This is a genomic window from Geodermatophilus sp. SYSU D00766 (assembly GCF_054049915.1).
Genome location: NZ_JBJGYI010000028.1, coordinates 37,321 through 52,486, shown reverse-complemented (window position 1 = coordinate 52,486; position 15,166 = coordinate 37,321). Strand labels below are relative to the sequence as shown.

Genomic DNA, 15,166 nt, shown 5'->3' with positions numbered 1-15,166 from the left:
ACGCGGACACCAGCAGAGAGGCAGCCACATGACCCAGCAACCCCACCGGGGGCTCCGCCGCATCGGCGTCCTCGCCGCCGTGCCGGCCCTGAGCGCACTGACGCTCGCCGCGTGCGGGGGCGGTGACGACGCCAGTGCCTCCAGCGGCTCCGGCGGGTCCTCGGACAGCTTCACCTTCGCCTTCGAGAACGCCTCGGGCGGCCAGCAGAACCCCTGGCAGCTGCTCGCCGACCAGTACGCCGAGGAGACCGGCGTCCAGGTCGAGACCCAGGGCCTGCCCCCGGACAGCTACGGCCTGAGCATGCGCACCCAGCTGCAGGGCGGCAGCGGCCCCGACCTCCTGATGGTCTCGCCGGGCGCCGGCAACGCCAACGCGGTGCTGCCCCTGGCCGAGGCCGGCTACATCGAGGAGCTCGGCGAGGAGTCGGCGGCCCTCGTCCCCGAGGGCAACGAGACGCTGTTCGAGATCGACGGCAAGGTCTACGCGCAGCCGACCGACATCATCCCCGTCGGGGTGGTCTGGAACTCCGGCGCCGCCTCCGACACGGGCGTGGAGTTCCCCGCGGACGAGTCCGCGATGCTCGACGACTGCGGCACCCTCGCCGGCGACGGGAAGTCCTTCCTCGCCGTCGCGGGGTCCGCACCGCCGAACATGGGCCTGATGGCCATGGCCATCTCCGCCACCCGGGTCTACTCCGAGACCCCGGACTGGAACGAGCAGCGCTCGGCCGGTGACGTGAGCTTCGCCGACAGCGAGGGCTGGCAGGCCACCCTGCAGACGATCGTCGACATGAACGAGGCCGGCTGCTTCCAGCAGGGCGCGGCCGGCGGCGGCTTCGACGCCATCACCCAGGGCCTCACCCAGGGCAGTTCGCTCGGGGCCTTCGTCCCCGGCGCCGCCGCGACCGAACTGGCCAAGGCCACCCCCGGCCTGGAGCTGCAGGTGGAGCCGTTCCCGCCGGCCGACGGCGGTGAGCAGTTCCTGCTCGCCAGCCCGAACTACGCCCTGTCGATCAACGCGGCAGCCGACGACGGGGCCAAGGAGGCCGCGCAGGAGTTCCTCGCCTGGATGGCCGAGCCGGAGAACGCCGCCCGCTTCACCGAGCTGCAGGGTGGGGTCGCCATCACCGGGGTCGACGAGAACCTCTCACCGGTGTACGAGCCGGTGGCCGACCTGCTGGAGAACGGCGACTACGCCCCGCTGCCGAACCTGGCGTGGCCCAACCCCGGCGTCTACGACGCGCTGTCGACCGGCGTCCAGGGCCTGCTCGCCGGCCAGGGCGACGTCCAGTCCGTGCTCGAGTCGATCGACCAGGCCTGGGACCAGTGACCCGGGCCGGCTGACCCCGGCACCACTCCCGACCGCACCACAGACCGCACATCCGGACGCACCGAGGGACTGACGATGACCGCAACCATGGGCACCCCGCAGGACACCGGTGCAGTCGTCCGGGGCACGGTCCCGGCCGCCGGGGGCGGGCGCTCCGCCCGCTCCCGGCGCACCCGGCCGCTCATCACCTACGGCCGCTGGTGGTGGGCGCTGCCCGCCGTCCTGGCGGTGCTGCTCATCCACTACATCGCCACCGCCGGCGGTGCGCTCTACGCCTTCACCAACTGGACCGGGGTCGGCGACTTCGACTTCGTCGGGCTGGACAACTTCCGGCGCATCGTCGAGGACCCGGCCCTCATCGGGTCGCTGAAGAACACGCTGTTCCTCGCCTTCGGCTTCCTGATCGCCACGAACGTCTTCGGCCTGCTGCTGGCCCTGGCGCTCAACCGCACGCTGAAGACGCGCTACCTGCTCCGGGTGCTGTTCTTCATGCCGGTGGTGCTCAGCCCGCTGGCGGTCTCCTACATCTGGAAGTTCATCTTCGACTTCAACGGCCCGCTCAACGGCGTCATCGGCTGGTTCGGCGCGGCGCCGAAGACGTGGCTGGCCGACCCGGACCTGGCGCTGTGGGCGGTGCTGGTCGTCATGGCCTGGCAGACGACCGGCCTGGTGATGGTCATCTACCTGGCCGGGCTGGCCACCGTGCCGGTGGAGATCGAGGAGGCCGCGGCGCTCGACGGCGCCAGCACCTGGCGGCGGTTCCTCCACGTCACCCTGCCGTCGATCCGCCCCTCGGTGGCGATCGCCTCGACCCTCATGCTCATCCAGGGCCTGCGGGTGTTCGACCAGGTCATGGCCCTCACCGGCGGCGGTCCCGCCGGCGCCACCGAGACCCTGGCCACGCAGGTCTACAAGGAGACGTTCGCGCTCAGCAACTTCGGCTTCGGCGCGGCCCTCGCCCTCCTGCTCACCCTCATCATGCTCGTCTTCTCGGTGCTGCAGCAGGCTGCCACCAAGGACCGGTCGTAAGGGATCCGTGCCATGTTCCGATACACGAAGGCCACGGCGCTGCGCGAGGCGCTGGTGTGGGTCGTCGCCCTGCTGACCCTGCTGCCGTTCTACTTCCTGGTCATCAACGCGCTCAAGCCGGACGAGGAGCTGCTCACCACCGGCTCCTCGACCCCGCCGAGCCGGCCGACGGTGGAGAACTTCACCGAGGTGCTGACCGCCGGTGGCGACTCCAACATCCTGCTGGGCCTGTTCCACAGCGTGGTGATCACCGCCGGGAGCATCGTCGGCCTGGTCGCCTTCGGCTCGCTGGCCGCCTACGTGCTGGCCCGCACCACGGCTCGCTGGGGCACCGTCGCGTTCTACCTCTTCCTCGTCGCCATCGTGCTGCCGACCCAGCTGGGGCTCATCCCGCTCTACATCGGCGCCCGGCAGCTGGGGCTGGTCGGCTCGGTCTGGGGGATGGTCATCCTGTACGTCGGCACGCTGATGCCGCTGGCGGTCTTCCTCTACGCGGGCTTCTTCCGGAACCTGCCGCGGGACTACGAGGAGGCCGCCGCGCTCGACGGCGCCAGCCCGGCGCGGGTGTTCTTCCGGGTCGTCCTCCCGCTGATGGCGCCGGCGACCGGGACGGTGGCCATCCTGACCGGGCTCATCGTGTGGAACGACTTCTTCTCGGCGCTGATCTTCCTCGGCGGCTCGGAGAGCCAGACGCTGACGGTGTCGATGTACTACTACGTCGGGTCGCTGGTCTCCGCCTGGAACAAGATCTTCGCCATCGTGATCATCTCGATGATCCCGATCCTGGCCTTCTACCTCTTCGCCCAGAAGCGCTTCATCCAGGGCTTCGCCGGCGGCATCAAGTAGCCGCCCGCGCGCCCGCCCGCCGGCGGGCCGCGCCTGCTCACCGACGCCGGTGGCACTCACCGGCGGGAGCGGGCAGCCGTGTCACCTCCTTCCTCCGATCCTCGGAAGAAGTAACCGATCCCGGTCACGCACGTGGCCCGACACCCGAGGGAGTCCCCGTGAGCGACCGCCTCCTCGTCGACAGCCGGCTCGCCGTCGGCGACCCCGCGCCGTCGTTCGTCCTCCCGGACACCGGGGGCTCGGCGGTCGGGCTCGACGCCGCGGCGCACGCCGCGACCGTCGTCGTCTTCACCGCCAACGGCTGCCCCTTCGCCCGGGCCTGGCACGACCGCGTCCAGGACGTCGCCCGTGCCTACGCCGGCCGGGACGTCGCCGTGCTGCAGGTGGTGAGCAACGACGAGACCGACCACCCGGAGGACTCCCTCGAGGGCATGCGGCAGCGCGTCGCCGCCGGCGAGGTCGCCGGCCCGTTCCTCCGGGACGCCGAGCAGGCCGTCGCGCGGGCCTACGGTGCGACCGCGACCCCCGAGGTCTTCGTCGTCGACCGCGCCGGGGTGCTGCGCTACCACGGCGCACCCGACGGGGACCACGACGACCCGGCCCAGGACGCGGCGTGGCTGCGCGCCGCCCTCGACGACGTGCTGGCCGGGCGCGAGGTCGCCCGCGCGGTGACGTCGCCGGCCGGCTGCTCCCTCAAGTGGCGGGTCGAGCTGCTCTGGTGGGCGGGCTGCCCGACGCACGACCGCGCCGCCGACCTGCTGCGCGACACCCTCGCCGACCTCGGCAGGGGCGAGGTCCACGTCGTCGAGCGCGAGGTCCGCACCCGCGAGGAGGCCGCGGCCCTCGGCTTCCCCGGGTCACCCACCTTCACCGTCGGGCGGCGCGACCTCTTCCCCGTGGACGCGCAGCCCGCCCTCACCTGCCGCGTCTACGCCCGCGACGGCCGCGGCTCACCGCTGCCGGGGGCAGCCGACCTCGCCGCCCGGCTGCGGGCGGCCCTCGCCCGCCCCTGGGACCTCCCGCACTGGGTGGACCCCCGCACCCCGGCACCCGCCGACAGCCCGTCCTGACCCACCCACCCGCAGCAGGAGCAGCCATGGCATCGATCACCTACGACCGCATCACCAAGCGGTACCCGGACGGGACGCAGGCCGTCGCCGAGCTCGACCTGTCCATCCGCGACGGCGAGTTCCTCGTCCTCGTCGGTCCCTCCGGCTGCGGCAAGACGACGGCGCTGCGCATGGCCGCGGGCCTGGAGGAGATCTCCGACGGCCGGCTGCTCATCGGCGACCGCGTCGTCAACGAGGTGCACCCCTCGCAGCGCGACATCGCGATGGTCTTCCAGAGCTACGCGCTCTACCCGCACATGTCGGTGCGCGAGAACATCGCCTTCCCGCTGCACTGCGCCGGCCTCGCCAAGGTCGAGGTGACGTCGCGGGTGGACCGGGCGGCCGACGCCCTCGGCCTGACCGAGCTGCTCGACCGCAAGCCCAAGGCGCTCTCCGGCGGGCAGCGGCAGCGGGTGGCCATGGGGCGGGCGATCGTGCGCCAGCCGCAGGCCTTCCTCATGGACGAGCCGCTGTCCAACCTCGACGCCAAGCTCCGCGGCCAGATGCGCGCCGAGATCCGCAGCCTGCAGCGCCAGTACCGCACCACCACGCTCTACGTCACCCACGACCAGGTCGAGGCGATGACGATGGGCGACCGCATCGCCGTCCTGCGCAAGGGCGTGCTGCAGCAGCTGGGCACCCCGGACGAGCTCTACGAGTCCCCGGCCAACCTCTTCGTCGCCGAGTTCATCGGCTCCCCGCCGATGAACGTCCTGCGCGCCACCGTGACCCGGACGCCGGCCGGCGCCGAGATCGTGCTCGGCTCCCAGCGGCTGGCGCTGCCGGCCGGGGCGCTCGACGCCCACCCGGCGCTCGCCGGGGCGGACGCCACGCCGGTCGCCCTCGGCCTGCGTCCCGAGTCCCTGCGCGAGGCGGCCGGCGCCGACCCCTCCTGGCCGCGGCTGAGCGCCGACGTCGAGCTGGTGGAGAACCTGCCGCCGGAGAAGCTGGTGCACCTGCGCGTCGACGCCGACCCGGTGGTCACCGAGGCGACGCTGGAGATCGCCGCCGACGTCGACGCGGCCGCCGCCGAGGACCTGCGGGCCCTGGGCTCGGGCTCGGTCCTGCACGCCCGGCTGCCCGGGACCGCGGCCGTCCGCGAGCGCACCCGCGCGCAGTTCGCCGTCCCGCCGTCGGCGCTGCACTTCTTCGACCTGTCGACCGGGCAGGCCATCGCCCCGCAGTCCCCGCGGCTGGCCGCGGCGACCGCCTGACCGGGAGGACCCCGTGAGCGCACCGGCACACCAGATCAAGCGGGGCGTGAGCCTCTACTCGTTCCAGGAGGAGTACTTCCTCCGGACGCTGTCCGTCGAGGACTGCATCCGCGTCGCCGGCGAGATCGGCGCCCGGGGGATCGAGATCATCCCCGAGCAGATGATCCCCGGGTTCCCCCACGTCAGCGACGAGTTCGTCGAGGACTGGTTCGCCTGGATGGAGCGGTACGGCACCACGCCGGTCGCCACCGACCTCTTCCTCGACACCAAGCTGCACCCCGACCGGTGGCTGACCCGCGAGGAGCAGGTCGCCTCGATCTGCCGGGACGTCGACATCGCCGTCCGGCTGGGGGCGCGCATCGTCCGGGCGATCATCAACACCCCGCCGGAGGTCATGGAGGAGGCGGCGCCCTACGCCGAGGAGCAGGGCGTCCGGCTGCTGCTCGAGGTGCACGCGCCCTTCCACTACGAGCACCCGTGGATCCTCGAGCACCTCGAGGTCATGCACCGCACGGGGTCGCCGGCGCTGGGGCTCATGCCCGACATGGGCACCTACGTCGAGCGCTTCCCGCGGGTGGTCAGCGAGCGCGCCCTGCGCGACGGGGCCGAGCCGGAGCTGGTCGACCTGATCGTGCAGACCTACGACGACCACGGCGACACCCACGCGCTCATGGACGTCGTCAACTACCGCGGCGGCGGACCGGTCGACTTCGGCCTCGCCCGGCAGGCGACGCACTACACCTGGTCCGAGCCCAAGTCGATGCTCGAGCACATGCCCCTGATCGGGCACGTCCAGGCGAAGTTCTACGAGATGACCGACGACGGCACCGAGTACTCGATCCCCTACGACCGGATCGTCCCGGTGCTCGTCGAGGGCGGCTTCGACGGCCACCTGTCCAGCGAGTACGAGGGCAACCGGCACGTCCAGGACGCCTTCCCCGTCGACAGCGTCGAGCAGGTCCGCCGCCAGCACGCCATGTTCGCCCGCCTGCTCGGCGAGACCACAGGAACGGAGCCCTGCTGATGTTCGACAGGTACATCGTCTGCGAGGAGGGCTTCCGGGCCCTCGACGACGGCCGCACCGGCGGGGTCGTGGAGGTCCGGATGCCGTACTACCGGGGCCTGGCGCTGTCGATGGTCGAGGCGGTCGACCTCGTCCTCGACGGCCGGCCCGTGCCGCCGTCGCGCACCACGTTCACCGTGCACGGGCGCACCTACGGCTTCGACCGGCTGCCGCACACCACCGACGACCGGTGGGAGATGGGGGAGCGGGCGCAGCTCGCCTTCCAGACCGACGAGCCGCTGGCCCCTGGTGAGCACGAGGTCACCGTCACCGTCCGGCTGCGCATCTCGTACATGCCGGTGCCCGGCGGTGGGCGCGACAGCAAGCGCCTGACGCTGGCCGCCTGAGAGGAATCGACATGGGACCCCTCGACGACCAGGTGGTGCGCGCCGACTCGCTCACCGCCACCCCCGACGGCCTCGACATCGCCGTCTACTCGCACTGGTACCGCGCCCTGCCGCTGCCCTCGCTGGCGCGCGTCGACCTCACCGTCGACGGCCGGCGGATCGACCCGGCGCAGCTGTCGGTCACCGTCAACGGCACCCGCCACCCGCTGCCGGAGGTGGCCTCGGCCGGGGACGAGTACTGGTTCACCACCGACCCGCTGGTGCTGCACACGCCGGTCGAGACCGCGCCCGGCCGCGAGCACCGGGTCCAGCTGCTGCTGGGCCTGTCGATCCCCTACATCCTCACCGGCCCCGACCGGGTGCCCCTCGTGGCGCCCAGCGCCACCGACAAGACCCTGACCGCGGCGGGAGCACGCTCGTGACGGACACCGCACCGGGGCTGCCCCGCCTCGGCACCACCCTGTTCAGCCTCACCCTGGAGCAGCGCCGACCCGGCGGGGACTTCGCCGGCCTGGTCGGCGAGGTCGCCGCCCGCGACCTCGGGCCCGGGCTGGAGATGGTCGCCTTCCAGAGCCTGCGCGGCTGGCCCCGGCTGTCCGCGGACCAGGAGCGCGAGGTCCGCGGCGTCATCGAGTCCTCCGGCCTCACCCCGTCGTGCCTGGCGATCAACAACGACCTCGGCCTGTACCCGGGCCGGCTGCTCACCGACGACGAGTCCCACGAGTACGTCGCCGTCCAGCTGCGCGGGGCGGCCGCGCTCGGCTTCCCCGTCGCGCGCGTCGGCATCGAGACCGGCCCGGCGATCCTGGAGCGGCTGCTGCCGCTCGCCGAGGAGCTCGGGGTGGCGGTCGGCGTCGAGATCCACGCGCCGCTCACCATCGACGCCCCGCCGGTCGCCGCGCTGGAGGAGCTGTTCACGCGGCTGGACACGCCGTGGCTGGGCTTCATCCCCGACATGAGCGCCAGCATGCGGGCGGTCCCGGACGCCGTCGACGACGCCCACCGCGCCGCCGGCATCGCCCCCGAGCTCACCGCGCTCGCGAAGGAGCTGTGGGCCGAGCCCGGCCCGACGATGGCCAAGTTCCCGGAGCTGGAGCGGCGGGCGGCCGAGGCCGGCGCCACGCCGCCCCAGATCGGCAACCTCAAGATGCTCTTCACCATGCACGGGCGGATGGCGCCCGAGCGGTGGGCCGACTTCTTCCCCCACGTCGTGCACGTGCACGGCAAGTTCTACGGGATCGTCGAGGGCCCCGACGGCCTCACCGACCCGTCGATCGACTGGCCGGCCGTGGCCCGCGTCCTGCGCGAGCAGGGCTACGCCGGCTACGTCTCCAGCGAGTACGAGGCGCACGCCTACTCCGACCGGTACAGCGCCTTCGACCAGGTCCGCGCGCAGCACGACATGCTCAAGCGGCTGCTGGAGGCCGAACCGGCGGTGGCGGCGCGATGAGCACGACGAGCACGCCCCACGACGTCGTCGTCGTCGGCTCCGGGCCGGTCGGCACCGCGGTGGCCCGGGAACTGGCCGACACCGGCTCCGGCCTGCGCGTCCTGGTGCTCGAGGCGGGGCAGGCGCTCGGCGACCCGGCCGGCGGCCACGTGAAGAACATCGTCGACGTCGAGGCCCGCGACGCCGCCCTCGCGGCGCTGGCGACCGGGCCCGGCCCGCTGCCGGGCGGCACCCCCGCCCGGCCGGGCACCACCCTGGTCGGGGCGGCCGCCATGCCCAACGCGGCCGTCTCGACGAACGTCGGCGGGATGGGCGCGCACTGGACCGCGGCCTGCCCTCGGCCGGTGGACGACGAGGTGCCCGGCTGCGTCGACCCGGCGGTGCTCGACGAGGCGCTGTCGCGCGCCGAGGCGCTGCTGGCGGTGACCACGCACGCCTTCGACCGGGCGCCGCTCACCGGTGCGGTGCAGCGGGTCCTCGGCGAGCTGTTCGACCGGCCGCACCGCCGCCCCGCCGGGCCGATGCCGGTCGCGGTGTCCGTCGGCGAGGACGGCTCGCTGCACTGGACCGGCCCGGCGATCATCGCCGGTGACCTGTGGGACCGGCCCGACGTGGAGCTGCGCACCGGCACCCTGGCCCGGCGCATCCTGCGGGACGGCGACCGTGTCACCGGCGTCGAGGCGGTCGACCTCGCCTCCGGGGAGCGGTACGAGGTCCCCGCCCGCGCCGTCGTCGTCGCCGCCGACGCCTTCCGGACGCCGCAGCTGCTGTGGGCCTCCGGCATCCGGCCCGAGGCGCTGGGCCGCTACCTCACCGAGCACCCGCAGGTCATGGCCGCCTCGCTGCTGGACGAGCGGTACGTCCCGGCGGACGCCCCCGTCGACGCCGACCTCCCGGCCACCGCCGCCGCCGCGCCCGGGGGCGGGGCGATCGTCCCGGTCTCCGGCGTCTCCTGGGTGCCCTACGCCGCCGACCGGCCGTTCCACGGCCAGGTCATGCAGATGGACGCCTCCCCGGTGCCCCTCGACCCCGGGACCGCCGTGCGCCCCGGCCAGGTGGTGGGTCTGGGCTGGTTCTGCCGCAAGGAGCTCTCCCCGGACAACCGCGTCCGGTTCGACGAGGACGCCGGCGACGAGCACGGGCTGCCGGCCATCCGCATCGACTACGCCCTCAGCGACGTCGACCGGGCCTCGATCAGCGCGGCCGTCGAGGAGATCCGCCGCGCGGCGCAGGCGCTCGGCCGGCCGCTGGGCGAGCCGTTCGTCATGCCCGCCGGCAGCTCGCTGCACTACCTGGGCACCACCCGGATGGGCGCGGCGGACGACGGCAGGAGCGTCTGCGACCCGACCGGCCGGGTCTGGGGCACCGCCAACCTCTACGTCGGCGGCAACAACGTCATCCCGACGGCCACCGCCTGCAACCCCACCCTGACCGCCGTCGCGCTCGGCGTGCTCACCGCCCGGGCCGTGGCCGCGCAGCTGACCCCCACCACCGTCGCCGAGGAGGCGCACGCATGAGCCCCCGAGTCCTCGTCGTCGGCAGCGGGCCGACCGGCGCGACCTACGCCCGGCTGCTCCTGGAGCAGGTGCCCGACGTCTCCGTGCTGATGGTCGAGGCGGGCCCGGTCGTGACCCGGCCGATCGGCATGAACGTCAAGAACGTCCCCGACGCCGACGAGCAGGCCGCCGCCCGGCTCGCGTCCCAGGGGCCCTCGCACGAGAGCGGTGTCTCCGGCATCCCGGGCGGTGTCGTCGTCGAGGGCACCATCACCGCCCGGCAGGGCACCCACCTCATCGGCCGGGCCGCCGAGGGCTCGCCCGGGATGCCCGCCGCCGCCGGGGCGACCTGCGTCGGGGGACAGGGGGTGCACTGGACGTGCGCCACGCCGGCCCCCACCGGGCCCGAGCGCGTGCCGTTCATCGACGACGCCGAGTGGGAGCGGCTCGTCGCGGCCGCCGAGGCGCTGCTCCACGTCCACCGGCCCTCGTTCGAGGGCGCGCCGCAGGCGACGGCCATCCTGCAGCGGATCCGCGACGAGTTCGCGCCGGACGGCATCACCGTCCGGCCGCTGCCGGTGGCCGCGGACCCGCGGGCCGACGGCTCGCTGCGCTGGAGCGGCACGGACGTGGTCCTCGGTCCGCTGGCCGACGGCGCGCACGGCGACCGGTTCACCCTCCGCGCCGAGACGCTCTGCGTCCGGGTGCTCCAGGACGGCGACCGGGCCGTCGGCGCCGTGCTGCGGGACCGGCGGACCGGCGCCGAGGAGGAGGTCCGCGCCGACGTGGTCGTGCTGGCCGCCGACGCGCTGCGCACGCCGCAGCTGCTGTGGGCCTCGGGCATCCGGCCCGAGGCGCTGGGCCGGTACCTGACCGAGCACCCGCTGCTGTTCGGCGTCGTGGCCGTGCGGCCGGACGTCCTCCCGGCGCGGGACGACGCGTCGGGACCCGTGGACCCGATCCGGGCGATCGTCGCCATCCCGTTCGACGAGGAGCGGCACCCCTACTCCGCCCAGATGATGTACAGCCCCGTGTCGCCGGCGCCGCTGCCGGAGGGCAGCCGGTTCCGCGACAACCCGGCGGGCTACGTCGGCATGGGCTGGGGCATCCGCAAGTGGCCGCGCGCGCAGGACCGGCTGACGTTCGAGGACGACCGGCCGGACGAGAACGGCCTGCCCGGCATCCGGATCGCCTACGAGCTCACCGAGCGGGAGGAGGCCGACTTCGAGCGGGCGCGCAAGCACCAGGCCCGGGCGGCCGCCGCGCTGGGGGAGTTCGTCGACGGGATGCCCAAGGTCATGCCCGCCGGCAGCTCGCTGCACTACATGGGCACCGTCCGGATGGGCCCGGCCGACGACGGCACCAGCGTCTGCGACCCCTTCTCGCGGGTGTGGGGCGTGCCCGGCCTCGTGCTCGCCGGCAACGGGCTCATCCCGACCGCCAACTCGATGAACCCGACGCTGACCAGCATCGCCCTCGCCGTGCGGGGCGCGACCGCGCTGGCCGCCGACCTGGGGGAGGACTGACGGTGCTCGACTTCCCGATCATCCAGGGCCGCGGCTTCCGCAACGTCGTGGAGGGCGGCCGGGTCACCGGCTTCGCCTTCCAGCTGCGCAACCCCAACTACCGGGGCGGGCCGGCCAGCATGCTCGACGGCATCGAGGTGGTGGTCGACGGCGAGCGCGTCCCCGACTCCGTGCCGCTGTGGACGCTGCAGGGCCGCACCCTCACCCTCGAGGAACTGCGGGCCTCGACCGACGTCCGCTGGCAGCTCGACGAGCCGGCCACCATCACGGTGCCCAGGCCGGGCGGCCTGCCGGTGGGCGTGCACCGCATCGAGGCGACGCTCTACCTGCGCCGGTCCTACTTCCCGCCGCTGATCAGCCGGTCGGAGTTCGCGATCGCCGGCTCCGGCGTCATCGTGCCGCCGGTGCCGGACGGCGGGCTCCGGTACTGCGTCTCGACCTACAGCTACACCGGCGACGTCCACACGTCGATGACGCTCGAGGACGTCTTCGCCGACATCGCCGACCTCGGCGCCACCGGCATCGAGATCCTCGGCGAGGGCAACGTGCCGGGCTACCCCACGCCGGACCCGGCCTGGATCGACGGCTGGCACGGGCTGGTGGAGAGGTACGGCCTGACGCCGACCAACTTCGGCTCGTGGGTGGACACCACGCGCTTCCCCGGACGCGACCTCACCGCCGAGGAGGGCGCCGAGCAGCTGCAGCACGACCTGCGGCTGGCCCGGGAGCTCGGCTTCACCTCGGTGCGGCCGAAGTTCGGCGTCGTCTCCTGGGACCTCGACCCGCACCCGATCTGGCAGGAGGTCGTCGCGCGGTCACTCGATCTCGCCGCGGAGCTCGACGTGGTCATCTGCCCGGAGATCCACGCGCCGACGCCGATCCGGCACCCGGTCACCCAGGGCTACGTCGACTTCATCGAGAAGACCGGCACCGAGCACTTCAAGCTGCTCATCGACACCGGCATCTTCCAGACCGCCGCCGTCCGCGAGGCCGCGGAGGTGCTCGGCACCGACGACGACGAGGACGTGCCGCCGCCGCTGCGCCCGCTGCGCGTGCCCATGGCCGACCTGGTCGAGGTGCTCCCGCACACCCACTTCATCCAGGCGAAGTTCTTCGAGATCGACGACGACCTGCACGACCTGCACGTGCCGTGGCAGGACATCGTGCCGACCCTCGAGGAGGCGGGCTGGAACGGCTGGCTCTCCAGCGAGTACGAGGGCCGGCGCGAGCCGTACCGCGGCCGTGACCAGGTGCGCCGCCAGCACGCGCTGCTGCGCTCGCTGCAGACGGGCGCCCGGGGCGCGCGCGACCGCGGCTGACCGCACGTGCCCCTCTCCTGCCGGCTGATCACGCCGCGCCCGTTCCGGGGACCGCCGTTCCCCCGGTGAGCCCGCCCCACCGACACCCGACCAGAGGAAGCAGGGACCCGGACATGACCACGATCGACCAGACCCAGGCGCTCGAGCAGCGCCTCGCGGCCCTCGAGGAGCGGCTGGTCGCCGCCGAGCTGGCCGCCGGCCGCGCGCAGGACCGCGGCGCGGTGGAGAACGTCTTCAACCGCTACATGCACTACCACAACGCCTACGAGGACCAGCGGATCATCGACGAGCTCTGGGCCAGGCCCGGCACGCCGGACGTGTGGTCGCGCTACAACAACGTCGGCCTCTACACGACCTACGAGTCGGTGACCGCCTACCACCGCGGGCGGCCCAAGCCGGTCGGCAAGCTGCTCTTCCACTACACGACCACCCCGGTGGTCGAGGTCGGCGCCGACGGGCAGACGGCCAAGGGCATCTGGATCATGGCCGGCCTCGAGTCGGGCCTGATGGACCCCGAGGTGGCGAAGGACGTGCCGCCGTGGGTCTTCTCCGGTGGTGAGGTCGACGGCAAGCCGGTCTGGGCGCACTGGGTGTGGTGCAAGTACGGCGTCGACTTCGTCAAGCAGGACGGCGAGTGGCGGATCTGGCACTTCCGCTGCTACGAGGTGGCCCGGGCGCCGTTCGACCGGGACTGGATCTCCTTCGCCAAGGACAACCAGGAGAGCCACGACTCGCAGCTGGCCTGGTTCGGTGACGACGGCGTGCCGGTGTTCCTGCCGCCGGTCGACGAGCCGGTGACGACGACGGACTACCACCCGTACGCGAACGACCGGGCCCAGACGCTGGAGCCCGAGCCGCCGAAGCCCTACGACCGGTTCGAGGACACCTTCCGGTAAGGACCCCCGTGCCCCCCACCGCTCGCACGCTCGCGGCGGGCCCCTACACGGGGGCCGCTCCGCCGCGCCATCCCTCCGTCGTCCTCGCGGTCGCGTGCTCGGCGCAGTTCATCGCCGTGCTGGACGCGTCGATCGTCAACGTCGCGCTGCCGCCGATGCAGGAGAGCCTCGGGCTCTCGCCCACCGGGCTGCAGTGGGTGGTCAGCAGCTACGCGCTGACGTTCGCCGGCTTCCTGCTGCTCGGGGGCCGGGTCGGCGACCTGTTCGGCCGCAGACGGGCGTTCGTCGTGGGCCTGGCCCTGTTCGCCGCGGCCAGCCTCGCGGCCGGCCTGGCTCAGGAGGGCTGGCAGGTCGTGGCCGCCCGCTTCGTGCAGGGACTCGGCGGCGCGGTGCTCGTCCCCACGACGCTCAGCCTGGTCGCCACCGGCTCCCCCGACCCCCGCGCGAAGGCGAGGGCGCTGAGCCTGCTCACGGCGGCGGCCGCGTCCGGGTCGGCGCTCGGCGGCGTCATCGGCGGGCTGCTGACCGGTCTGCTCAGCTGGCGCTGGGTGTTCTTCGTCAACGTGCCGCTCGGCGTCGCGCTGGTCCTGGCCGCGCTGTGGGCGCTGCCCGGCCGGCCGCCGGGACACGTGCGGGGGCGGCTCGACGTGCCGGGGTCGGTCACCGTCACCGTGGCCACCGCGGCGCTGGTCGGGGCGGTGATCCTGGGGGAGGAGCGCGGCTGGTCGTCGCCGGCGACCCTCGGCTGCCTCGTCCTCGCGGTGGCGTCGGCCGGGCTGTTCGTGCAGGTCGAGCGCCGGGCCGCGGAGCCCGTCGTCCCCCTGGACGTGTTCGGCGTCCGGCCGGTCACCGTCGCGAACGGGCTGAGCGCACTCGTCGGCGGCCTGCTGCCGACGACGATGTTCCTCCTCGCCCTGTACCTGCAGCGCGTGCTCGGCATGGACCCCCTGCAGGCCGGCCTCGCGCTCACCCCGGGCGCCGTCGGCATCGCCCTGGGCGCGCGGGGCGCCTCGCGGTGGATGGCCGCGCTGGGGCCGCGGCGCAGCTTCGTGCTGGGCGCCCTGGTCGCCGCCGGGTCGCTGGCCTGGCTCGCGGGGATCGACGTCGAGGGCCGCTACGCCGTCGACGTGCTCGTGCCGCTCACCCTGGCCATGGCCGGCTTCGGCGCCTCGGGCCTGCCGCTGACCGTCACCGCGATGTCCGGCCTGCCGCCGGAGCGGGCCGGGCTGGCCTCGGGCCTGCTCAACACCTCGCGCCAGGTGGGCAGCGCCGTGGGCCTGGCGGCGCTCGTCTCGCTGGCCAGCGCGGTGGCCGCCCGCCACGGCGGGCCGGACGACGCGGCGGGGCTGACGGCGGGCTCCGGGACGGCGTTCCTGGTGGGCGCGGGCCTGCTCGTGGCGGCGTCCGTGCTGGCTCTCGCCCTGCCGACGCGGCAGCCGGCGCATCACGGGCGCTGATGCCCGGCATCAGCAGATCGCTCTGGCCTCCGTGGCGCGGGCCACAGCAGAATCGAGTCGGCTGAACGAGCCCGCACCACACCT

Annotated in this window: 14 protein-coding genes; all 14 read left to right on the top strand. The window is 73.8% G+C overall.

Annotated elements, in window-relative coordinates:
* Positions 1–28: 28 nt before the first annotated feature.
* The 14 genes from ACI8AD_RS18145 (at position 29) to ACI8AD_RS18080 (ending at position 15,082) form a co-directional block, all read left to right on the top strand.
* Positions 29–1,330: an ABC transporter substrate-binding protein gene (locus tag ACI8AD_RS18145; protein WP_456871923.1), complete on the top strand. Its 1,302-nt coding sequence runs from the start codon at positions 29–31 to the stop codon at positions 1,328–1,330.
* 75 nt (positions 1,331–1,405) lie between these two features.
* Positions 1,406–2,359, top strand: coding sequence for a carbohydrate ABC transporter permease (locus ACI8AD_RS18140; RefSeq protein WP_456871922.1), 954 nt, complete (start codon positions 1,406–1,408; stop codon positions 2,357–2,359).
* A 12-nt stretch (positions 2,360–2,371) separates the two neighbouring features.
* On the top strand, positions 2,372–3,205 hold the full coding sequence (locus tag ACI8AD_RS18135; protein WP_456871921.1) for a carbohydrate ABC transporter permease: 834 nt from the start codon (positions 2,372–2,374) through the stop codon (positions 3,203–3,205).
* A 158-nt stretch (positions 3,206–3,363) separates the two neighbouring features.
* Positions 3,364–4,275, top strand: coding sequence for a redoxin family protein (locus ACI8AD_RS18130; RefSeq protein WP_456871920.1), 912 nt, complete (start codon positions 3,364–3,366; stop codon positions 4,273–4,275).
* Positions 4,276–4,301: 26 nt separating this feature from the next.
* Positions 4,302–5,528, top strand: a complete 1,227-nt coding sequence (locus ACI8AD_RS18125; RefSeq protein ID WP_456871919.1) for an ABC transporter ATP-binding protein — start codon at positions 4,302–4,304, stop codon at positions 5,526–5,528.
* Between the two features lie 13 nt (positions 5,529–5,541).
* A complete protein-coding gene (locus ACI8AD_RS18120) occupies positions 5,542–6,552 on the top strand; it encodes a sugar phosphate isomerase/epimerase family protein (protein ID WP_456871918.1) in 1,011 nt (336 codons plus the stop codon).
* Complete coding sequence (locus ACI8AD_RS18115) at positions 6,552–6,938, top strand: C-glycoside deglycosidase beta subunit domain-containing protein (protein ID WP_456871917.1); 387 nt, start codon at positions 6,552–6,554, stop codon at positions 6,936–6,938. Before ACI8AD_RS18120 ends, ACI8AD_RS18115 begins: the two co-directional genes overlap by 1 nt.
* A gap of 11 nt (positions 6,939–6,949) precedes the next feature.
* Entirely contained in the window at positions 6,950–7,360 is a 411-nt protein-coding gene (locus ACI8AD_RS18110) for a C-glycoside deglycosidase beta subunit domain-containing protein (protein WP_456871916.1), read from the top strand.
* Positions 7,357–8,388: a sugar phosphate isomerase/epimerase family protein gene (locus ACI8AD_RS18105; protein ID WP_456871915.1), complete on the top strand. Its 1,032-nt coding sequence runs from the start codon at positions 7,357–7,359 to the stop codon at positions 8,386–8,388. The genes ACI8AD_RS18110 and ACI8AD_RS18105 overlap by 4 nt, the downstream gene beginning before the upstream one ends.
* Complete coding sequence (locus ACI8AD_RS18100) at positions 8,385–9,905, top strand: GMC oxidoreductase (RefSeq protein ID WP_456871914.1); 1,521 nt, start codon at positions 8,385–8,387, stop codon at positions 9,903–9,905. The genes ACI8AD_RS18105 and ACI8AD_RS18100 overlap by 4 nt, the downstream gene beginning before the upstream one ends.
* Complete coding sequence (locus ACI8AD_RS18095) at positions 9,902–11,410, top strand: GMC oxidoreductase (protein WP_456871913.1); 1,509 nt, start codon at positions 9,902–9,904, stop codon at positions 11,408–11,410. The genes ACI8AD_RS18100 and ACI8AD_RS18095 overlap by 4 nt, the downstream gene beginning before the upstream one ends.
* A gap of 2 nt (positions 11,411–11,412) precedes the next feature.
* Positions 11,413–12,729, top strand: coding sequence for a C-glycoside deglycosidase beta subunit domain-containing protein (locus ACI8AD_RS18090; RefSeq protein WP_456871912.1), 1,317 nt, complete (start codon positions 11,413–11,415; stop codon positions 12,727–12,729).
* Positions 12,730–12,842: 113 nt separating this feature from the next.
* Entirely contained in the window at positions 12,843–13,625 is a 783-nt protein-coding gene (locus ACI8AD_RS18085) for a nuclear transport factor 2 family protein (protein WP_456871911.1), read from the top strand.
* 8 nt (positions 13,626–13,633) lie between these two features.
* Positions 13,634–15,082, top strand: a complete 1,449-nt coding sequence (locus ACI8AD_RS18080) for an MFS transporter (protein WP_456871910.1) — start codon at positions 13,634–13,636, stop codon at positions 15,080–15,082.
* Positions 15,083–15,166: the final 84 nt, after the last annotated feature.